At 73.2% G+C, this 19,058-nt stretch carries 17 protein-coding genes; 13 read left to right on the top strand and 4 right to left on the bottom strand.

The window, feature by feature from the left end; genetic code table 11:
• Positions 1–10: 10 nt before the first annotated feature.
• The 3 genes from ACWGH1_RS26690 to sucD all read left to right on the top strand — a co-directional run bounded on the left by ACWGH1_RS26690 (position 11) and on the right by sucD (position 3,489).
• Positions 11–1,123, top strand: coding sequence for a VWA domain-containing protein (locus ACWGH1_RS26690; protein WP_453356750.1), 1,113 nt, complete (start codon positions 11–13; stop codon positions 1,121–1,123).
• 275 nt (positions 1,124–1,398) lie between these two features.
• Positions 1,399–2,577, top strand: coding sequence for an ADP-forming succinate--CoA ligase subunit beta (gene sucC / locus ACWGH1_RS26685; protein WP_329197633.1), 1,179 nt, complete (start codon positions 1,399–1,401; stop codon positions 2,575–2,577).
• A 21-nt stretch (positions 2,578–2,598) separates the two neighbouring features.
• Positions 2,599–3,489 carry a succinate--CoA ligase subunit alpha gene (gene sucD / locus ACWGH1_RS26680; protein WP_136213293.1) on the top strand — a complete coding sequence of 297 codons (891 nt, stop codon included), beginning with the start codon at positions 2,599–2,601 and terminating at the stop codon, positions 3,487–3,489.
• An 84-nt stretch (positions 3,490–3,573) separates the two neighbouring features.
• Here the strand turns inward: sucD and ACWGH1_RS26675 are convergent, their stop codons facing one another.
• On the bottom strand, positions 3,574–5,001 hold the full coding sequence (locus ACWGH1_RS26675; RefSeq protein ID WP_453409068.1) for a helix-turn-helix domain-containing protein: 1,428 nt from the start codon (positions 4,999–5,001) through the stop codon (positions 3,574–3,576).
• A 119-nt stretch (positions 5,002–5,120) separates the two neighbouring features.
• On the opposite strand from ACWGH1_RS26675, the gene ACWGH1_RS26670 reads away from it, so the two are divergent.
• Positions 5,121–6,671, top strand: coding sequence for a cell division protein PerM (locus ACWGH1_RS26670; protein ID WP_453357524.1), 1,551 nt, complete (start codon positions 5,121–5,123; stop codon positions 6,669–6,671).
• 249 nt (positions 6,672–6,920) lie between these two features.
• Here ACWGH1_RS26670 and ACWGH1_RS26665 read toward each other — a convergent pair whose 3' ends face one another.
• Positions 6,921–7,454, bottom strand: coding sequence for a hypothetical protein (locus ACWGH1_RS26665; protein WP_453409067.1), 534 nt, complete (start codon positions 7,452–7,454; stop codon positions 6,921–6,923).
• Between the two features lie 271 nt (positions 7,455–7,725).
• Here ACWGH1_RS26665 and purN point away from each other — a divergent pair, with 271 nt between their 5' ends.
• Entirely contained in the window at positions 7,726–8,349 is a 624-nt protein-coding gene (gene purN / locus ACWGH1_RS26660) for a phosphoribosylglycinamide formyltransferase (RefSeq protein ID WP_453409066.1), read from the top strand.
• Positions 8,346–9,953: a bifunctional phosphoribosylaminoimidazolecarboxamide formyltransferase/IMP cyclohydrolase gene (gene purH / locus ACWGH1_RS26655; RefSeq protein ID WP_453357385.1), complete on the top strand. Its 1,608-nt coding sequence runs from the start codon at positions 8,346–8,348 to the stop codon at positions 9,951–9,953. The genes purN and purH overlap by 4 nt, the downstream gene beginning before the upstream one ends.
• A gap of 116 nt (positions 9,954–10,069) precedes the next feature.
• Here the strand turns inward: purH and ACWGH1_RS26650 are convergent, their stop codons facing one another.
• The gene (locus tag ACWGH1_RS26650; RefSeq protein WP_453357372.1) at positions 10,070–10,816 is read right to left on the bottom strand and encodes an RDD family protein; all 747 of its coding nucleotides are present in this window, start codon (positions 10,814–10,816) and stop codon (positions 10,070–10,072) included.
• Positions 10,817–11,087: 271 nt separating this feature from the next.
• Here ACWGH1_RS26650 and ACWGH1_RS26645 point away from each other — a divergent pair, with 271 nt between their 5' ends.
• The 6 genes from ACWGH1_RS26645 to ACWGH1_RS26620 all read left to right on the top strand — a co-directional run bounded on the left by ACWGH1_RS26645 (position 11,088) and on the right by ACWGH1_RS26620 (position 16,893).
• Positions 11,088–11,948 (top strand): bifunctional methylenetetrahydrofolate dehydrogenase/methenyltetrahydrofolate cyclohydrolase, encoded by an 861-nt coding sequence (locus ACWGH1_RS26645; protein WP_453357371.1) that lies wholly within the window; start codon positions 11,088–11,090, stop codon positions 11,946–11,948.
• Positions 11,938–12,381 carry a DUF3017 domain-containing protein gene (locus ACWGH1_RS26640; protein WP_453357370.1) on the top strand — a complete coding sequence of 148 codons (444 nt, stop codon included), beginning with the start codon at positions 11,938–11,940 and terminating at the stop codon, positions 12,379–12,381. The genes ACWGH1_RS26645 and ACWGH1_RS26640 overlap by 11 nt, the downstream gene beginning before the upstream one ends.
• A gap of 314 nt (positions 12,382–12,695) precedes the next feature.
• Positions 12,696–13,685: a malate dehydrogenase gene (locus ACWGH1_RS26635; RefSeq protein ID WP_453357782.1), complete on the top strand. Its 990-nt coding sequence runs from the start codon at positions 12,696–12,698 to the stop codon at positions 13,683–13,685.
• Positions 13,686–13,838: 153 nt separating this feature from the next.
• Positions 13,839–15,569 carry a hypothetical protein gene (locus ACWGH1_RS26630; protein ID WP_453357528.1) on the top strand — a complete coding sequence of 577 codons (1,731 nt, stop codon included), beginning with the start codon at positions 13,839–13,841 and terminating at the stop codon, positions 15,567–15,569.
• Complete coding sequence (locus ACWGH1_RS26625) at positions 15,559–15,954, top strand: hypothetical protein (RefSeq protein ID WP_453409065.1); 396 nt, start codon at positions 15,559–15,561, stop codon at positions 15,952–15,954. The genes ACWGH1_RS26630 and ACWGH1_RS26625 overlap by 11 nt, the downstream gene beginning before the upstream one ends.
• Positions 15,955–15,957: 3 nt before the next feature.
• The gene (locus ACWGH1_RS26620; RefSeq protein ID WP_453409064.1) at positions 15,958–16,893 is read left to right on the top strand and encodes a hypothetical protein; all 936 of its coding nucleotides are present in this window, start codon (positions 15,958–15,960) and stop codon (positions 16,891–16,893) included.
• A 47-nt stretch (positions 16,894–16,940) separates the two neighbouring features.
• On the opposite strand, the gene ACWGH1_RS26615 is transcribed toward ACWGH1_RS26620, so the two are convergent.
• Positions 16,941–17,444 (bottom strand): carboxymuconolactone decarboxylase family protein, encoded by a 504-nt coding sequence (locus ACWGH1_RS26615; RefSeq protein ID WP_453357484.1) that lies wholly within the window; start codon positions 17,442–17,444, stop codon positions 16,941–16,943.
• A 46-nt stretch (positions 17,445–17,490) separates the two neighbouring features.
• Here ACWGH1_RS26615 and pdxR point away from each other — a divergent pair, with 46 nt between their 5' ends.
• Positions 17,491–18,903 carry a MocR-like pyridoxine biosynthesis transcription factor PdxR gene (gene pdxR / locus ACWGH1_RS26610; RefSeq protein ID WP_453357483.1) on the top strand — a complete coding sequence of 471 codons (1,413 nt, stop codon included), beginning with the start codon at positions 17,491–17,493 and terminating at the stop codon, positions 18,901–18,903.
• Positions 18,904–19,058 lie beyond the last annotated feature (155 nt).

Here is a 19,058-nt window from a genome sequence, read left to right as displayed (position 1 = left end):
GCGGTGGCGGATGGTGCTCGGCGGCGGCGAGGGCGAGGGCACCGGCTGCGCGCTCTCCGGGCGGGACGCGCAGATGGACGCCGCGCTCACGGCGCTGTACGGCCAGAGCGCGGGCGCCGGATCGCGCAAGAGGCCGGGAGAGCGGTCGGCCGGGCTCGGCGGGTCCGCGCCGCAGGTGGCCCGCTGGCTCGGGGACATCAGGACGTACTTCCCGAGCTCCGTGGTGCAGGTCATGCAGCGCGACGCCATCGAACGGCTCGGCCTGTCCTCCCTGCTGCTGGAGCCGGAGATGCTGGATGCCGTCGAACCGGACGTCCACCTCGTCGGCACCCTGCTCTCGCTCAACAAGGCCATGCCGGAGACGACCCGCGAGAGCGCCCGCGCGGTGGTCGCCAAGGTCGTCGAACAGTTGGAGAAGCGCCTCGCGACCCGCACCCGCGCCACCCTCACCGGCGCCCTCGACCGCTCCGCCCGCATCAGCCGCCCCCGCCACCGCGACATCGACTGGGACCGCACGATCCGCGCCAACCTCAAGAACTACCTGCCCGAGTACCGCACCGTGGTCCCGGAGCGGCTGATCGGGTACGGCCGGGCGGCGCAGTCCGTGAAGAAGGAGGTCATCCTCTGCATCGACCAGTCGGGTTCGATGGCGGCGTCCGTCGTCTACGCCTCCGTCTTCGGGGCGGTGCTCGCCTCGATGCGGGCGATCGCCACCCGGCTGGTGGTGTTCGACACGGCGGTCGTGGACCTCACGGACCAGCTCGACGATCCGGTCGACGTGCTCTTCGGCACCCAGCTCGGCGGCGGCACCGACATCAACCGGGCCCTCGGCTACTGCCAGTCCAAGATCACCCGACCGGCCGACACCGTCGTCGTCCTGATCAGTGATCTCTACGAGGGCGGCATACGCGACGGGATGCTCAAGCGGGTCGCCGCGATGAAGGGCGCCGGAGTGGAGTTCGTGACCCTGCTCGCCCTGTCCGACGAAGGCGCTCCCGCCTACGACCGCGAGCACGCGGCGGCCCTCGCCGCGCTCGGCGCGCCCGCCTTCGCCTGCACCCCCGACCTCTTCCCCGACGTGATGGCCGCCGCCCTGGAGAAGCGGCCGCTGCCCGTGCCGTGAGCGTCCGCCGCCCGCGGCCGGGGGTCGGCGGATCGTACGAACGCGCAGCTCAACCATGAGGGGATCTGTGACAGGTATCACCGCTCAGGTGCGACCTGTGATTTAGGGACGCACGTCCCACGGGGATAACCTGCGAGACGGACATGCCGCGTCCACGGTCACCGTGTGCGCCTTCCTTGTGACAGCGCCGTCACGTTGCCCTCCGCGGCACGCCCACGCAGATAGCAGACAACCGCGAATCACTGCGAATCTTTGAAGACAAGGGACGGACGCGCGTGGACCTGTTCGAGTACCAGGCGAGGGACCTCTTCGCCAAGCACGGTGTACCGGTGCTGGCCGGTGAAGTGATCGACACGCCTGAGGCGGCTCGCGAGGCCACCGAGCGGCTGGGCGGCAAGTCGGTCGTCAAGGCGCAGGTGAAGGTCGGCGGCCGAGGCAAGGCCGGCGGCGTCAAGCTCGCCGCCACCCCGGACGAGGCAGTCGCCCGGGCGACGGACATCCTCGGCATGGACATCAAGGGCCACACGGTCCACAAGGTGATGATCGCCGAGACCGCTCCCGAGATCCTCGAGGAGTACTACGTCTCGTACCTCCTCGACCGCACCAACCGCACCTTCCTGGCCATGGCCTCGGTGCAGGGCGGCATGGACATCGAGGAGGTCGCGGAGAAGACCCCCGAGGCCCTCGCGAAGGTCCCGGTCAACGCCAACGAGGGCGTGACCATCGAGAAGGCCCGCGAGATCGTCGCGCTGGCGAAGTTCCCGGCCGAGGTCGCCGAGAAGGTCGCCGAGGTCCTCGTGACCCTGTGGCAGACCTTCATCGCCGAGGACGCGCTCCTCGTCGAGGTCAACCCGCTCGCGAAGGTCGCCAACGGCGACGTCATCGCGCTCGACGGCAAGGTCTCGCTCGACGAGAACGCCGAGTTCCGCCAGCCGGGCCACGAGGAGTTCGTGGACCACGCGGCCGCGAACCCGCTCGAGGCCGCCGCCAAGGCGAAGAACCTCAACTACGTCAAGCTCGACGGTGAGGTCGGCATCATCGGCAACGGCGCGGGTCTCGTCATGAGCACCCTCGACGTCGTCGCCTACGCCGGCGAGAACCACGGCGGCGTCAAGCCCGCCAACTTCCTGGACATCGGCGGCGGCGCCTCGGCCGCCGTCATGGCCAACGGTCTCGAGATCATCCTCGGCGACCCGGACGTCAAGTCCGTCTTCGTCAACGTCTTCGGTGGCATCACCGCCTGTGACGAGGTCGCCAACGGCATCGTCCAGGCGCTGGCCCTGCTGGAGGAGAAGGGCGAGGCGGTCACCAAGCCGCTCGTCGTCCGTCTCGACGGCAACAACGCCGAGCTGGGTCGCAAGATCCTCTCGGACGCCAACCACCCGCTGGTGCAGCGCGTGGACACCATGGACGGCGCGGCCGACAAGGCCGCCGAGCTCGCGGCTGCGAAGTAAGGGCAGAGGTCACAGACTCACATGGCTATCTTCCTCAACAAGGACAGCAAGGTCATCGTCCAGGGCATGACCGGTGCCACGGGCATGAAGCACACGAAGCTGATGCTGGCTGACGGCACCAACATCGTCGGTGGCGTGAACCCGCGCAAGGCCGGCACCACCGTCGACTTCGACGGCACCGAGGTCCCGGTCTTCGGCTCGGTCGCCGAGGCGATGGAGAAGACGGGCGCCAACGTCTCCGTCCTCTTCGTCCCGCCTGCCTTCGCCAAGGCTGCCGTCGTCGAGGCCATCGACGCCGAGATCCCGCTGGCCGTCGTCATCACCGAGGGCATCGCGGTGCACGACTCCGCCGCCTTCTGGGCGTACGCGACCGCCAAGGGCAACAAGACCCGCATCATCGGCCCGAACTGCCCGGGTCTGATCACCCCCGGCCAGTCCAACGCCGGCATCATCCCGGGCGACATCACCAAGCCCGGCCGCATCGGTCTCGTGTCGAAGTCCGGCACGCTGACCTACCAGATGATGTACGAGCTCCGTGACATCGGCTTCTCCTCCGCCGTCGGCATCGGTGGCGACCCGGTCATCGGCACCACGCACATCGACGCCCTCGCGGCGTTCGAGGCGGACCCCGAGACCGACCTCATCGTCATGATCGGCGAGATCGGCGGCGACGCCGAGGAGCGTGCGGCGGACTTCATCGCGAAGAACGTCACCAAGCCGGTCGTCGGTTACGTCGCGGGCTTCACCGCCCCCGAGGGCAAGACCATGGGCCACGCCGGCGCCATCGTCTCCGGTTCTTCTGGCACCGCACAGGCCAAGAAGGAGGCCCTCGAGGCCGCGGGCGTGAAGGTCGGCAAGACGCCGACCGAGACGGCCAAGCTGGCGCGCGAGATCCTGAACGCCGCTCAGTAAGCAGTAGCCGTAAGTGCGTACGGGCGTGGCCCGCACCCTCCGGGGTGCGGGCCACGCCCGTTTCCGGGTCCGTCCGGTGCCGCGCTACTCGACCTTCGGGGCGAGGCGGGCGGGACCGGCCGCCGGGTCGGAGCGGAGCCTGTCGTGCAGCTCCTTGCTCTGCTGGGTGAACCGCTGCGGCCCGCTGAGCGGCGGGACCCCGGAGACGCTCGTACCGGGTGCGATAGCGGGGATGTACTGGGTCGGCGCCGTGGTCGCCGTGTACGCCGTCGCGACCGCGATCACCGCCGTCAGCCCGAGCGCCGCCCGGCTCAGCGCCCGGGAACGGCGCTCGCAGGAGGTGCGTACGGAGGCCGCCGGGCGCGGTTCGAGGGAGACGGCCGGGCGGACCGAGCCCATGCGTTCGCGCAGCCGGGCGGACCGCTGCGCGGGCGGCAGGGCGGCCAGCTCGGGAAGCCGGGCGGTGAGCTCGGCGTGCGCGTTCAGCAGGCGCAGGCCCGTGGTCGGGGTCGACGCCTCGATCTCCGCGGCCGTGTCGGGGAGGTCGAGGCCGACGCCGTCGTAGAGCAGGACGGCCCGGCGGTACGGGGTGGGCAGCGCGAGCAGCGCGTCCATCGTGATCCGGTCGGCGGGTTCGGCCGGGGTCTTGTCGGGGTGGCGGAAGGCCCGGCGGAACCGGTGCCAGGGGGAGAGGGCGTACTCGTACGAGACCGCGCGCACCCACCCCACCGGGTCCGGGTCGGTGGCGACCTCGGGCCAGCGGGCCCACGCCTGGAGGAACGCCTTGTCGACGGCCTCCAGGGCGAGGGAGCGGCGGCCGGTGAGCAGGTACGCCTGGCGGACGAGGGCCGGGGCGGCGTAGGCGTACAGGGCGTCGAAGGCCCGAGCGGGAGTCAGGGGGCCGGGGTCGACAGGGGCTTCGGGCTCGGCGTCCGCTTCGGCGGCTTCGGCTTCGGCTTCGGCTTCGGCCTCGACGGTCGGCGTGTCGGGTGCGGGCGCGGGGTCGGGCTCCGTCCGGGATTCGGGTGCGGGTTGCGGCTGCGGCTGCGGCTGCGGCGTCGGTTGCGGTCCGGGTTCCGGCGGGAGCGGGGTGGGGTCGGCGCCGTCGGCCTCGGCGGGGGCCCGGGGTTCCCGGCGCGCCGAGTCGGCCGACGGCTTCGCGGCCCGCTTCGCCGCCACCTTGGGCCGTTTGCGTGAGCCGGCCGGCCGGGCGGGGGCCGGGGAGACCCGTACGGCGCCGGGTCCGGCGGCCTTCGCGGGCCCGGGCTCGGGCCCGGCGGGCGAGCCGGACGTCGCGAGACGGTTGAGGAACCGGGCGTACGCCTTGCGCTTCCGGCCGCGCGGCTGCGTCCGGCCCGACTCCCACGAACGGACCGTGGCCGGGCTGACCCCGACGGCCGCCGCCACCTCACCGTGCGTCAGTTCCGCGGATTCGCGCAGCCTTCGGCGTTCCCGGAGGGAAGGGAGGTCGGCCTCCCCCGCGGCGGAGTTCGTTCCGACGCCTTGTGTCATGCCACTCTCCCCGCGACCCGGCAGCTCTGCGCGAAAAAGTACATAAACGTATATTGGGCGACACCACGGACATTCGCCTGTTACCCGCCCATAGCGCGTGTCGTTGGCACCATGGCGGGGTGACCCAAGTGACCGAACGCGGTACCTCGTTGCCGACGGCCCCGCGGGCCGCCGTACGGCGCCGTTCGCCGGCGGCCGCCGCGTGTGTGCTCGGTGGCGCCGTCGCCGCAGGACTGGGGCTCGGCTTCCTGGCCGTGCTCGTGATCGTGCTGTGGATCAGCTCCCCCTATCCCGACAGCGGCCCCGGCGGCGCGCTGCACCTCGCCGCCGGGTTGTGGCTGCTCGCCCACGGCACCGAACTCATCCGCTACGAGACCCTGTCGGGCGTGCCCGCGCCCGTCGGGGTGACGCCGCTGCTGCTGGTGGCGCTACCGGTGCTGCTGCTGCGGCGGGCCGCGCGGCTCGGCAGCGCCCCGGGCGACGGCCAGGGGGATGACGAGGTGCTGCCGGCCAGTGTCGTGTTCTCGGCGGTGACCTGCGGGTACCTCGGCGTCGGGGCGCTGGCGACGGTGTACGCGGCGGGCGGCCCCATGCCGGCCGACCCGCTCAGCGCGGCGTGGCACCTGCCGCTGGTGGCCGTACTGGCCGCGGCGGGCGGGGTGTGGGCGGCCCGGGGCAGGCCGTTCGGCGAGTTCTCGGGCTGGGTGCCGGAGTGGATGGCTGGGGGCGTGCGGAGGGCCATCGCGCGCCCCCGGTACGAGCTGGCGCTGCGCTCGGGCGCGGCGGGAGCCGTGGTGCTGCTCGGCGGCGGCGTGCTGCTGGTCGGGGCATCGCTGGTGTGGCACGGGGCGGACGTGCGGGGGTCGTTCCTGGGGCTGACCGGGGTGTGGTCGGGGCGGTTCGCGGTGCTGCTGCTGGCGGTGACGCTGGTTCCGAACGCGATGGTGTGGGGCGCGGCGTACGGTCTGGGGCCGGGCTTCGCGCTGGGCGCGGGGGCGACGGTGACACCGCTCGGCTCCGTCGGATCGCACGCGGCATTGCCGAGGTTCCCGCTGCTGGCGGCCCTGCCGGGGGTGGGGGCGGGGACTCCGCTGACGTGGGCGGCGCTCGCCGTGCCGGTGGCGGCGGGGCTGGCGGTGGGGTGGTTCGCGGTGCGGCGGGCGCGGGAGGTCTCGTACGGGGAGACGGCGTGGACGGCGGTGCTGGGCGCGGTGGTGTGCGGGGTGCTGATGGCGGGGCTCGCGGCGGTGGCGGCGGGGCCGCTGGGGACGCGCGAGCTGGTGCGGTTCGGGCCGGTGTGGTGGCAGGTGGGGGGTGCGGCGGTGGTGTGGGCGGTGGTGCTGGCTGTGCCGGTGGCCGTGGCGGTGCACGGGTGGCGGGTGCGGCCGGTGAGGGGGGCGGCGGGGGTGGTGGACGCGGCGGACGAGTGGCACGACTCGGGCGTGCGGGAGTTGCGGTGGGCGGTGTTGCGGGAGGCGGCCGTGCCGATGGTGGCTGTGCCTGTGCCTGTGCCTGTGCCTGTGCCTGCGCCTGTGGGTGTGGGTGAGGCGGGGCCGGTGCCGGGGCCGGTGCCGGGTGCGGCTGTCGGTGAGGCGGTTGCTGACGTGCCGTCGGGGTTGGTCCCGGGGGTGTCCGGGGCGCGGGTGCTGTCGCGCCGGCCGACCGCCTGACGGGCCGGACCGACGGCCGCACGGCGGGTGCGCCGCCGTTGCCGGGGGCCGGCCCCCGGACCCCCGCGCCTCAAGCGCCGGCGGGGCTGGGAGGGGGTGCCGCCCCGGGCCCCGCGCCTCAAACGCCGGCGGGGCTGGGGGGTGCCGCCCCGGGCCCCCGCGCGTCAAACGCCGGCGGGGCTGGGAGGGGGTGCCGCCCCGGGCCCCCGCGCCTCAAGCGCCGGCGGGGCTGGACTTGGTCCGCCGGGGTCAGCGTTGGACCTTGAGGATTTGGCCCACCAGGTTGTCCGGGAGGAGGGTGTTGCATTCGAGTTCGGCCGTCTTCGTCAGGGCGTCGTCGCGGCAGACGTAGAAGTCCTTGTACGCCAGCTGCAGCGCGTACGAGCTCGCCGCCAGCAGCAGGGCGAGTGACGCCGTCACCAGACCGCTGACCGCCGCCGTGCGCTGCGGGCGGGCCGCCGGGCCCAGGGAGGCGACGCCGCCGCGGAGGGCGCTGATGCCCCAGTACAGCGCGAGCGCGCCCAGCAGGAGGCCGACGGAGGGGATCCCGAAGATGCCGAAGAAGAACCCCCACATGCCGGCGAGCAGCGCGTAGCGGGCGCGGCGCTGGAGCGGGTCCGTCGGGTCCCAGCGGGCCGGGCCCTCGGGGGACGGGTCCTTGCCGTCCGGGCCGGGGCCGCCGTCACCGCCGCGCGGCTGCCACGGCTGGTCGGGCTTGCCCTCGGGAGGCGCCGCGAAGGGGTTGTCGTCGGTCGAGGAGTCGGGCTGACGGCGGTCCGGCATCGAGTGCGTTACTTCCCCTGTGTCGTGGACGTGGCATGGGCGTCGGCGTCGGCGTCGGCGTCGGCTCGGCGTCGACGCGTTGCGTCGCGTGGTTCGCGGCTTCCACGCCGCACGCTACCCCCAGGCCGTCCCCCCGTCCCTCGGGGGCGGTCCCGTGTGCCGGTATCGTTGCAGGCGGTCCACCGCTTCGTATGGTTCCCCGTATATCGGGGACCCGGAGTTTCGTATGACCGTACAAGTGCAAGCGATGCCCCCCAAGAAAGGGCCTCCCATGGCCGCCTCTCGCCTGGTCGTGCTGGTTTCCGGTTCCGGCACCAACCTCCAGGCCCTGCTCGACGCCATCGACTCCCACCCCGAGGGCCCCGAGGGCTTCGGCGCCCGGGTCGTAGCGGTCGGCGCCGACCGCGACGGCATCGTCGGCCTGGAGCGCGCCGAGAAGGCCGGGATCCCCACCTTCGTGTGTCCGGTCAAGGCGTACGACACCCGCGCCGAGTGGGACGCCGCGCTCACCGAAGCCACCGCCGCCCACGAGCCGGACCTGGTGGTCTCCGCCGGGTTCATGAAGATCGTCGGGCCCGAGTTCCTGGCTCGCTTCGGCGGCCGGTTCATCAACACCCACCCCGCCCTGCTGCCCGCCTTCCCGGGCGCGCACGGCGTCCGCGACGCCCTCGCCTACGGGGCCAAGGTCACCGGCTGCACCGTCCACTTCGTGGACGGCGGCGTGGACACCGGCCCGGTCATCGCCCAGGGGGTCGTCGAGATCCGGGACGGGGAAGACGAAGCCGCTCTCCATGAGCGCATCAAGGAAGTCGAGCGCACGCTGCTCGTCGACGTCGTGGGGCGCCTGGCCCGGCACGGCTACCGCATTGAGGGACGAAAGGTAACAATCCAGTGACCGCCGTAGAGACCGCAGACAGCAGCAACGACCCGACCACGACCCAGCGGCCGATCCGTCGTGCGCTCATCAGCGTCTACGACAAGACGGGACTGGAAGAGCTGGCCCGCGGCCTGCACGAGGCGGGCGTCGCGCTCGTCTCCACCGGCTCCACCGCTTCCAAGATCGCCGCGGCCGGGGTGCCCGTCACCAAGGTCGAGGAGCTGACCGGCTTCCCCGAGTGCCTGGACGGCCGGGTCAAGACCCTGCACCCGCGCGTGCACGCCGGCATCCTCGCCGACCTGCGCCTGGACAGCCACCGCGAGCAGCTCCAGGAGCTCGGCGTCGAGCCCTTCGACCTGGTGGTCGTCAACCTGTACCCCTTCCTCGCCACCGTCCAGTCCGGTGCCACCGCCGACGAGTGCGTCGAGCAGATCGACATCGGCGGCCCCTCGATGGTCCGCGCCGCCGCCAAGAACCACCCCTCGGTCGCCGTCGTGACCAGCCCCGAGCGGTACGCCGACGTCCTCACCGCCGCCGCCGGCGGCGGCTTCGGCCTGACCGCCCGCAAGCGGCTCGCCGCCGAGGCCTTCCAGCACACCGCCGCCTACGACGTGGCCGTCGCCTCCTGGTTCACGGGCGCCTACGCCCCCGAGCCCGGGGCCGTCCTGCCCGAGTTCCTGGCCGGCGCCTGGGAGCGCAAGTCCACCCTCCGCTACGGCGAGAACCCCCACCAGGCCGCCGCCCTTTACACGGACGGGCAGCCGGGCGGACTCGCCAACGCCGAGCAGCTGCACGGCAAGGAGATGTCCTTCAACAACTACGTGGACACCGAGGCGGCCCGCCGCGCCGCCTACGACCACGAAGAGCCCTGCGTCGCGATCATCAAGCACGCCAACCCGTGCGGCATCGCCGTGGGCGCCGACGTCGCCGCCGCCCACCGCAAGGCCCACGCCTGCGACCCGCTCTCCGCGTTCGGCGGCGTCATCGCCGTCAACCGCCCGGTGACGGTCGAGCTCGCCGAGCAGGTCGCGGAGATCTTCACCGAGGTCATCGCCGCCCCCGGCTACGAGGACGGCGCGGTCGAGATCCTCGCCAAGAAGAAGAACATCCGCGTCCTGAAGGTGGACGGCACCCCGCACCAGCCGGGCGACCTCAAGCCGATCTCGGGCGGCGTGCTGCTCCAGCAGTCCGACACGTTCGAGAAGGGGAGCGGGGCCGAGGGCGACGACCCGCAGAACTGGACCCTCGCCACCGGCGAGGCCCTCTCCGCCGACGGGCTCGCCGAGCTGGCCTTCGCCTGGAAGGCCTGCCGGGCCGTCAAGTCGAACGCGATCCTGCTCGCCAAGGACGGCGCCTCGGTCGGTGTCGGCATGGGCCAGGTCAACCGGGTCGACTCGGCGAAGCTCGCGGTCGAGCGGGCCGGCGCCGAGCGCGCGCAGGGCTCGTACGCCGCCTCCGACGCCTTCTTCCCCTTCCCGGACGGGCTGGAGATCCTCACGGCGGCCGGCATCAAGGCCGTGGTCCAGCCGGGTGGTTCGGTCCGTGACGAGCTGGTCATCGAGGCCGCGAAGAAGGCCGGCGTGACGATGTACTTCACCGGTACCCGGCACTTCTTCCACTGACGGACCCCGGCAAAGGCCGAAGGCCGCGTCCCCCATCGGGGGGCGCGGCCTTCGCCGTACTGCGGCGGATCGGGGCCGGCGGGCGGTCAGGCCGCCCGCCGGCCCGTCACGACCTGCTACTTCTTCACGACGATCGTGCCGGCGGCACGGTCGTGCCAGCCCTGCAGCTTGCCGGAGTTGTCGAAGAAGGGGGAGAGGTAGGTCAGGATCTGGCCGATGCCGCAGAGCAGCGCGCCGACCATCGGGATGATCCAGCGGATGAAGCCGCCGCCGATGCCCGGGACCTGCCCCGTGTTCTCCTTGACGACCTTCACGCCCAGCGCCAGCTTGCCGACCGTCGCGCCCACGAACGCGATCATCAGCCATTCGTAGAGCAGGGTGGCGATGAAGAAGATGAGGATGAAGCCGAAGAAGGTGGCGACGATGCCGCCGGCGGCCTCGGCCTGGTCGTTCACGCAGGACTGGTAGGCGGAGGACGCGTAGTCCATGCCGGTGCAGTCCTGGATGCTCTTCGAGGCGCCGAAGACGCTGGCGAGGCCGATCGCACTGAGGATCGAGTACAGGACGCCGATGACCAGACCGTCGATCACACGGGCGCCGAAGCGGCGGCCCATCGTGGCGACCTCGACGGTGCCGAGCCCGGCCACGTTGATGTAGCCGTTGTTCGCCTGGAGCGTGCCGGGGGCCGGGGGCATCGCACCGTACGGCGGCTGCCCGGGCTGCTGCGGGTAGCCGTAGCCGGGCTGCCCCTGCGGGGGGATGCCCTGCGGGGCCTGCTGCGGGTAGCCGTAGCCGGGCTGGCCCTGAGGGGGCTGCGGGGGCTGCTGCTGTCCGTACGGGTTGTTCGGGTCGCCGAAACTCATCTTGGGGTTGTTCCTCCGTGGAAGTGCGGGGACGCACGGCACTTTCGGAGGAAACACTGCGTGTTTGCGGTCCACCCCCCGGCACTGCCCGCGGCACTCATTGCCCGTCATCGTGGTCCCGCCGAAGGGGGATTGTCCAGCCGGTTCGCGTACCGGCCGGGACTTGTTGTGCAAGTGCAATGAAATGACCAAGGCTGTTCCCGGGCCGCGGGGCGGCTGCGCGGGCCCCTTGAGTGGAAGCGGGACCGCTCCATCCGGGAGGATGGGGGGTATGACCGCCCAGATTCTCGATGGCAAGGCCACCGCAGCCGCGATCAAGTCCGAACTGACCGCCCGCGTGGCGGCGCTGAAGGCCCGGGGCATCACCCCCGGCCTCGGCACCCTGCTGGTCGGAGACGATCCGGGCAGCCGCTGGTACGTCAACGGCAAGCACAAGGACTGCGCGGAGGTCGGCATCGCCTCCATCCAGCGCGAACTTCCGGCCACCGCCTCCCAGGAGGACATCGAGGCGGTCGTGCGGGAACTCAACGAAAACCCGGAGTGCACGGGTTACATCGTGCAACTCCCCCTCCCGAAGGGCATCGACACCAACCGCGTCCTGGAGCTGATGGATCCGCTCAAGGACGCCGACGGACTGCACCCCATGTCCCTCGGGCGGCTGGTGCTCAACGAGCCCGGCCCGCTGCCCTGCACCCCGTACGGGATCGTGGCGCTGCTGCGCCACCACGGCGTGGAGATCAACGGCGCGCACGTCGTCGTCCTGGGCCGCGGCGTCACCGTCGGACGCTCCATCGGCCTGCTGCTGACCCGCAAGTCGGAGAACGCGACCGTCACCCTGTGCCACACCGGTACGCGGGACCTCTCGCGCCTGCTGCGGCAGGCGGACGTCATCGTCGCGGCCGCCGGTGTCCCGCACCTGGTCAAGCCGGAGGACGTGAAGCCGGGCGCGGCCGTGCTCGACGTCGGCGTCAGCCGCGACGAGAGCGGGAAGATCGTCGGCGACGTGCACCCGGGGGTCGCGGAGGTCGCGGGCTGGCTGTCCCCCAACCCCGGCGGTGTGGGTCCGATGACCCGCGCCCAGCTTCTCGTCAATGTCGTCGAGGCGGCGGAACGGACCACCAGTGCGGGTTGAGCACACCACCGGTCCGGCCGCCGGGGGCGAGGATTCGCCGGAGCCCCCCAAGTCCCGCCGGTTCCCGTCCGTCACCCGGGACACCGCCCGCCCCGAGGGCGGTGGCCGGGCCGCTCCCGGGGACGCCCCCGCGCCGGCCCGGCAGTGGCCGATGCTCAGCGTCCTCGCCGCCACGGCGGCCGGGCTGCTGACGACGGCCACGGGTCACCCCCGGGTGGGCTGCCTGATCATCGGCATCGCGCTGATCGCGGCCGCCGTGATGCGGCGCGTGCTGCCCTCGGTGGGGATGCTCGCGGTCCGCTCCCGCTTCACGGACCTGGTGACGTACGGGGTGCTCGGCGTGGCCATCACGCTGCTGGCGCTGGTGATGGAACCCAAGCCCTTGGTGCACATCCCGTTCCTGGAGACGGCGGTCCGCTTCACGGTCCGCTGAGCCCCGGCCGGGCCGCCGGCACCGCCGGCCGCGCCGTGCCGGCGGCCCGCACGGGGGAACACCGTCAAGTTGCTCGAAGGACACCGGACCCGCCGCCGGTTACGGGTGGAATCAGGGTCCGGGCGCCCCGCCGGCCTTCGAACATCCGGGTTCGTGTGCCGCGCACCACAGGGGCCTGGGGGTTAGCCGCCCCCGGGGTCGGATAGCCTGACGGCGGATGTCTCTTCACGTCAAGACTTAGAGGACAGCGAAGCGGCGTCCTCCAGCACATGGGGCAGGGACGCCCCACCGCCAGCTGTCTAACGGAGAAGGCCATGACCCGCACTCCCGTGAATGTCACCGTCACCGGCGCCGCCGGCCAGATCGGCTACGCGCTGCTCTTCCGCATCGCGTCCGGTCACCTCCTCGGCGCGGACGTGCCGGTCAAGCTCCGGCTCCTCGAGATCCCCCAGGGCATGAAGGCCGCTGAGGGCACCGCCATGGAGCTCGACGACTGCGCCTTCCCGCTGCTCCGCGGCATCGACATCTTCGACGACCCGAACAAGGGGTTCGAGGGTGCCAACGTCGCGCTGCTCGTCGGCGCCCGCCCGCGCACCAAGGGCATGGAGCGCGGTGACCTGCTCTCCGCCAACGGCGGCATCTTCAAGCCGCAGGGCGCCGCGATCAACGCGCACGCCGCGGACGACATCAAGGTCCTGGTCGTGGGCAACCCGGCCAACACCAACGCGCTCATCGCGCAGGCCGCCGCCCCGGACGTACCGGCCGAGCGCTTCACCGCGATGACCCGCCTGGACCACAACCGCGCGATCTCGCAGCTGGCCGCCCGGACCGGTGCCGCCGTCTCCGACATCAAGCGCCTCACCATCTGGGGCAACCACTCGGCGACCCAGTACCCGGACATCTTCCACGCGGAGATCGCCGGCAAGAACGCCGCCGAGGTCGTCAACGACGAGCAGTGGCTGGCCGACACCTTCATCCCGACCGTCGCCAAGCGCGGCGCCGCGATCATCGAGGCCCGTGGCGCTTCCTCGGCCGCCTCCGCCGCCAACGCCGCCATCGACCACGTCCACACCTGGGTCAACGGCACGGCCGCCGGCGACTGGACCTCGATGGGCATCCCGTCGGACGGCTCCTACGGCGTACCCGAGGGCATCATCTCCTCGTTCCCCGTCACCACCAAGGACGGCAAGTACGAGATCGTCCAGGGCCTCGACATCAACGAGTTCTCCCGTACGCGCATCGACGCCTCCGTGGCGGAGCTGGTCGAGGAGCGCGACGCGGTGCGCGGGCTCGGCCTGATCTGATCGGAATCCGATCCGGACGCCAGTGGCCGGTCCCTGACCGGACCGACCCGTTCGAACCAGTACGAACGACGAAGCGCCCCGGCCAAACCCGGCCGGGGCGCTTTGGCGTAATTCGGCCTGTCGCGTGATGTAGGGGGAACCTAAGGTCGGTCGGTGACCGAGACCCCGATTCCCCACCAGCCGACCGGTCCGGCCGGCTGGGGCGATCCACGTGCCGGCCGCCCGCCGGTACACCCCTCGCTCAGTGAGGCCGGCCGGTTCCTGTGCGCGGGCACCTACCTCGACGCCGCGTTCCGCGACCGGGTCATCGACGAGCTCTACGTCCACGAAGAGCGGATAGTCGCCCCCTCCTACGGCTACGACGCCTCCCGGGTGCTCGCCCACGCGCTGCGCGCCCGCCGCACCGAGCTCGGCTGGGCGGCCGGGGTGCTCGGCGCCTGGTTCGTCGGCTCGCTGCTCACCGGCGGCGCCCTCATGCTGCTGGTCCTGCCCTTCCTCCTGCTGAGCCTGGCCGACTGGCTACGCCGCCGGAACACGCCGCTGATGCGGGCGCTGGCCGTGATCCTGCGCGTCTACGTCTTCCTGACGCTCGCCGTCACCCTGTTCCTCCTCGTCTTCGGCGGATTCGTCCTCATGAGCGCGCTCGGCGGGTCCGGCGGACCCGGCGCCCTGCTCCTCGCCCCGTCCTTCGGGGACACCGCCGCGGCCACCGCCGTCCTCTGGTGGGTGCCCGTCGTCTTCGCCGCCGTGGTCACCGTCGTGGGCCTCCAGCGCGGCCACGTCTACCGGACCATCACCACCGACCTCAACGAGCGCCGCTACGCCGACCACGCCGGCGACCCCGCCGAAGCGGCTCCCGGCGTGCGTTTCCAACGCGTGCGCGCCCGCATCCGGGCCGAACAGCACGCGCCGGTGGTCATGTACGACATCAACGACCCGTTCTGCGGCGCCGGCGACCCCTACCGGCCCTGGCAGCTCTCCGTCGAACTGCGCCCGCGGGAGGACCTGGGCCCCGACCGCAAGCCGACGCCGGTCACCAACGCCCACCTCGTCTCCCGGATCGTCCCCCTGCTGGAGCGCCTGCGCGTGCCCTCGCCGCACGGCTCGGCGGAGGCGCAGGCCGCCGTCGGCGACCGGATGCGGGAACTGGTCGTCGACGAGTGCGTGTTCCTGCCCGCCAACGGGCTGCCGCACCGGGACGCCGCGCAGACCATCCACGCCCAGTACGCGCAGCAGCGGGCCGCGGCCATCGAGGAGGGCGGCGAACGCCGCCGGCACTTCCTGCGCGTGCGGGTGGGCGGCTGGGACGAGAACCTCGTCGTCACCGTCTTCGTACGGGTCCACACGCAGGGCGGCATGATGATGCTGGAGGTGGCGCCGCACGTGCTGCTCCCCGTGGACGTCGCCTTCCACAACGCGGACGCCGACGCCCAGCGCTACCGCAACAACAACGCCTTCGGCAAGGCCGTCTGGGCCCTGCGCCAGACCCCCGGCTCCATCGCGGCCTCCGTCACCACCCTGGCCCGCGGCCTGGCCAGCTGGTGGCGGATCGCGACCGGCGGCCACGGCGGCGCCCGGCCCGAGGGGCCGCGCCTGTCGGTGCGCGAACTCGCCTCCGAGGACAACGGGTCGCTGTTCCACCTCATGGACCTGGACCGGTTCCTGAAAACCGTTCAGGACCGGGTGGTCGGCGGCATTATCGTCGCCTTGCACGAAGCGGGCTGGCACACCGAGGAGTTCGCGGCGCGCGCCGTCAACGTCGCCGAAGGCGGGGTGTTCATCCAGTCGGTGAACGGCAGCGCGTTCAGCGTCGGCGGCAGCAACAACACCAACACCGGTCACCACACCAGCGGCAAGGGCAGGGGGAGCAGCGGTGGCAACTGACGGGAGCAACGCGGGCACGACGGACCCGGCGGAGCCGTCCGTACGGCTCGGCGACGTCAACGGCAGCGCGTTCAGCATCGGCGGCAGCAACAACACCAACACCGTCCGGAACGAGGGCGCGGCGGGCGGGGCCGTGACGCCGCAGGTGCTGCTCGACGCGGTACTGGAGCTGCGCGCCGCCCTCGTACGGGCGCCACGGGGCGCGGACCGGTCGGCGCTGGACGCCGAACTGGACAACGCCGCCGAGGAACTGGAGACGGCGGAGGGGATCCGGCCCGGACTCGCCGCCCGGCTGCGCGCGGCGCTGACCCGCTGGGCGCCGCTGGTGGAGACGGTCAGCGCGGCGACCGCGCTGGGCGAGCTGCTGACCTCGCTGGGAGGCTGAGCCGTGACCCCGCAGCCGCAGGGCGCGCCCCGCTGGGACGCGCGCACGCAGCGCTGGGTCTGGGACGCCCCCGCCGACGCCCCGGGCCCCGCCGCACCGCCGCAGGCACCACCGGCGTACGACCCGCTCGCGCCGACCGCGCCGCAGGCCTACGACCCGGGCCGGCCGCCGGTGCCGTCCGCGGACGAGGGGAACCTGCCGCCGCTGCCTCCGGTGTACGACCCGCACCTGCCGCCACCGCCGCCCGTACCCCCGGGGCCCCCGAGCCCCGGGGGTACGGGCGGGCGGTGGCTGACGCCGACCACGGCCGGCATCGCGGTGGCCGCCCTCGCGATCGGGGCGGCCGCCGTCTGGTTCGTCGAGCGGAACCCGGCGCAGCCGCCCGCGCACGCGGGGGCGACCGCGTCGAGCGGCCCGACCGGCGGCGGTGCGTCCCGCTCGCGGTCGCCGCTCACCCCGTCACCCGCCGACAGCCCCTCCGCGAGCACCGGCCCCACCGCGGACGACGCCCACGAGACGGTCCGGGACCCGAAGGGGTTCACCATCGCGGTGCCCACCGGATGGGCCCGGGAAGAGAGCGAGAGCGGCGTCTTCTACCGCTCGCCCGACCGGACGTCCCTGCTCCAGGTCTTCCGGGTCAGCGAAGCGGAACTCAGCCCGCTGCAGGCCGTCCAGGGAGCCTCCGCCGACCTGCGGGCCCGCACCTCGGGCTACGAGGAGATCCGGGTCGGCCGGGTCGCCGGGGCCGATGACGCCGCGGAACTGGTGTACGAGTACGACAGTGCGGAATCCCACGGCCGCCGCCGGGGCGTGGAGCAGGTCTCCCGTACCCAGGACGGCGGCAAGTGGGCCGTCCTGACCGCCGGCCCGGCCGCCGAGTGGGCGGTCACCCGGCAGCACCACGCGGCGGCGTTGGAGGCCTTCCGGCCCGGCGGCTGAGGCGGCGGGCGCCGGTGCCCCGGCGCCGCCGCCCGGCCTCCGGTGGTTCAGTGCCCCAGCATGCCCGGCGTGTAGTGCCCCGGGACCAGGCGGCAGCTGACGCCGAACCGGTTCCAGGCGTTGATCGTCGTGATCACGGCGATCAGCCGGGCCAGTTCGGCCTCCTCGAAGTGCCCGGCGGCGGTCGCGTAGACATCGTCGGGAACGAAACCGTCCGTCAGGACGGTCACCGACTCCGTCAGCGCGAGCGCGGCCAGCTCCTTCTCGGTGTAGAAGTGCCGGGACTCGCGCCAGGCCGAGAGCTGCACGAGCCGTTCGACGCTCTCGCCCGCCGCCAGGGCGTCCTTGGTGTGCATGTCCAGGCAGAAGGCACAGTTGTTGAGCTGCGAGGCGCGGGTCTTGACCAGCTCGACCAGGACCGGGTCGAGGCCCTTCTTGGAGGCGATCTCCAGGGCCACCATGGCCTGGTAGACCTCGGGCGCGTGCTTGTACCAGTTCAGGCGGGCGGGTTCTTCGGGGGCGTGCTGCGCGGCTGCGGTCGTCGTCGTCATGCCCCCACCGTAAGAGGGAGGCGGCCCGCCGATATGGTCCACATCCATGACGGAATCCTGGGCCACTTTCGGCGCCGACCTGCACCTCGACCTCGCCGCCGGACGGGGCCTGCGCGCCGGGCTGGCGGAGGCCCTGCGCGAGGCGGCGCGCAGCGGGCGGCTGGCGCCCGGGACCCGGCTGCCGTCCTCGCGCTCGCTCGCGGCGGACCTGGCCGTCGCCCGGAACACGGTCGCGGAGGCGTACGCGGAACTCGTCGCCGAGGGCTGGCTGACGGCCCGCCAGGGCTCGGGCACCCGGGTCGCTGAACGGGCCAGGCCGCGCCGGTCCGGACCGGCGCCCGCCGCCCGGGTACGTGCTCCCGCGCGCCGGGGGCCCGCGTACAGCCTCGTCTCGGGCACCCCGGACCTGGGCAGCTTCCCGCGCGCGGCCTGGGCGGCGGCGACCCGGCGGGCGCTGACGGACGCCCCCAACGAGGCGCTGGGGTACGCGGTGGACGCGCGCGGCCGGGTCGAGCTGCGCGAGGCGCTGGCCGGGTACCTGGCGCGGGCGCGCGGCGTGTACGCGGACCCCGGGCGGATCGTGCTGTGCGCGGGGTTCGCGCACGGGCTGATGCTGCTGGCGAAGGCGCTGCGGGCGCGGCGGGTACGGGCCGTGGCGGTGGAGGGGTACGGCCTCGGCGTGCACCGCGAGCTGCTCACCGGGGCGGGCCTGCGGACGCACCCGCTGCGGCTGGACGGGTCCGGTGCGCGGACCGACGAGCTGCCCGGCGCGGTCGTGGGCGCGGTGCTGCTGACCCCGGCGCACCAGTTCCCGACGGGCGTCGCGCTGACGCCGGAGCGGCGGGCGGCGGCGGTCGACTGGGCGCGGACCACGGGCGGGCTGATCCTGGAGGACGACTACGACGGGGAGTTCCGCTACGACCGCCAGCCCGTCGGCGCGCTCCAGGGCCTGGACCCGGACCGGGTGGTGTACCTGGGGACGGCGAGCAAGTCCCTCGCGCCGGGGCTGCGGATGGGCTGGATGGTGGTGCCGGACGCGTGGCTGGAGGAAGTGCTCGCGGCGAAGGGCCACACCGACTGGACCTCCGGCGCGGTGGAGCAGCTGACGCTGGCCGAGTTCATCAGGTCGGGGGCGTACGACCGGCACGTGCGGGGGATGCGGACGCGGTACCGCAGGCGCCGGGACGCGGTGGTGCGGGCGGTGTCCGACCGGCCGTCGGTGACGGGGGTCGCGGGCATCGCGGCGGGGCTGCACGTGGTCCTGGACCTCGCGGCGGGCATGGAGCGGCCGGTGCTCCAGGCGGCGGCGGGCCAGGGCCTGGCCCTGGAGGGCCTGTCGGCGTTCCGCCACCCCGCGTCGGGGCTGCCGCGGCGGGAGGCGGTGGTGGTGGGCTACGGCGCCCCGCCGGACAGCGCGTGGTCGCTGACGCTGTCGGCGCTGCTGTCGTCGCTCCCGTAGCCGTTGCCCGGGCCGGGCGTTGGGGGGTGCCGTTGCGGGTTGCCCGTGCCGTCGGGCGGGGGCGGTGCCGAGTTCGGCTGGCGCGCCGTTGCGCGAAGCGGTCCCGGCTTCGCCGGGCGCCTCAATCGCCGGCGGGGCTGGGTTTGGCTGCGCTC

Source organism: Streptomyces sp. NPDC054883 (genome assembly GCF_053610645.1).
This window is presented reverse-complemented; position numbering and strand designations above follow the sequence as displayed.

What these genes read in the sequence shown, in the direction of transcription:
- ACWGH1_RS26635 (WP_453357782.1), top strand. Translation starts at nt 12,696, where the DNA reads ATGACCCGCACTCCCGTGAATGTCACCGTCACCGGCGCCGCCGGCCAG.
- ACWGH1_RS26615 (WP_453357484.1), bottom strand. Translation starts at nt 17,444, where the DNA reads ATGACGACGACGACCGCAGCCGCGCAGCACGCCCCCGAAGAACCCGCC.
- ACWGH1_RS26690 (WP_453356750.1), top strand. Translation starts at nt 11, where the DNA reads ATGGTGCTCGGCGGCGGCGAGGGCGAGGGCACCGGCTGCGCGCTCTCC.
- sucD (WP_136213293.1), top strand. Translation starts at nt 2,599, where the DNA reads ATGGCTATCTTCCTCAACAAGGACAGCAAGGTCATCGTCCAGGGCATG.
- pdxR (WP_453357483.1), top strand. Translation starts at nt 17,491, where the DNA reads ATGACGGAATCCTGGGCCACTTTCGGCGCCGACCTGCACCTCGACCTC.
- ACWGH1_RS26675 (WP_453409068.1), bottom strand. Translation starts at nt 5,001, where the DNA reads ATGACACAAGGCGTCGGAACGAACTCCGCCGCGGGGGAGGCCGACCTC.
- ACWGH1_RS26650 (WP_453357372.1), bottom strand. Translation starts at nt 10,816, where the DNA reads ATGAGTTTCGGCGACCCGAACAACCCGTACGGACAGCAGCAGCCCCCG.
- ACWGH1_RS26645 (WP_453357371.1), top strand. Translation starts at nt 11,088, where the DNA reads ATGACCGCCCAGATTCTCGATGGCAAGGCCACCGCAGCCGCGATCAAG.
- ACWGH1_RS26665 (WP_453409067.1), bottom strand. Translation starts at nt 7,454, where the DNA reads ATGCCGGACCGCCGTCAGCCCGACTCCTCGACCGACGACAACCCCTTC.
- purN (WP_453409066.1), top strand. Translation starts at nt 7,726, where the DNA reads ATGGCCGCCTCTCGCCTGGTCGTGCTGGTTTCCGGTTCCGGCACCAAC.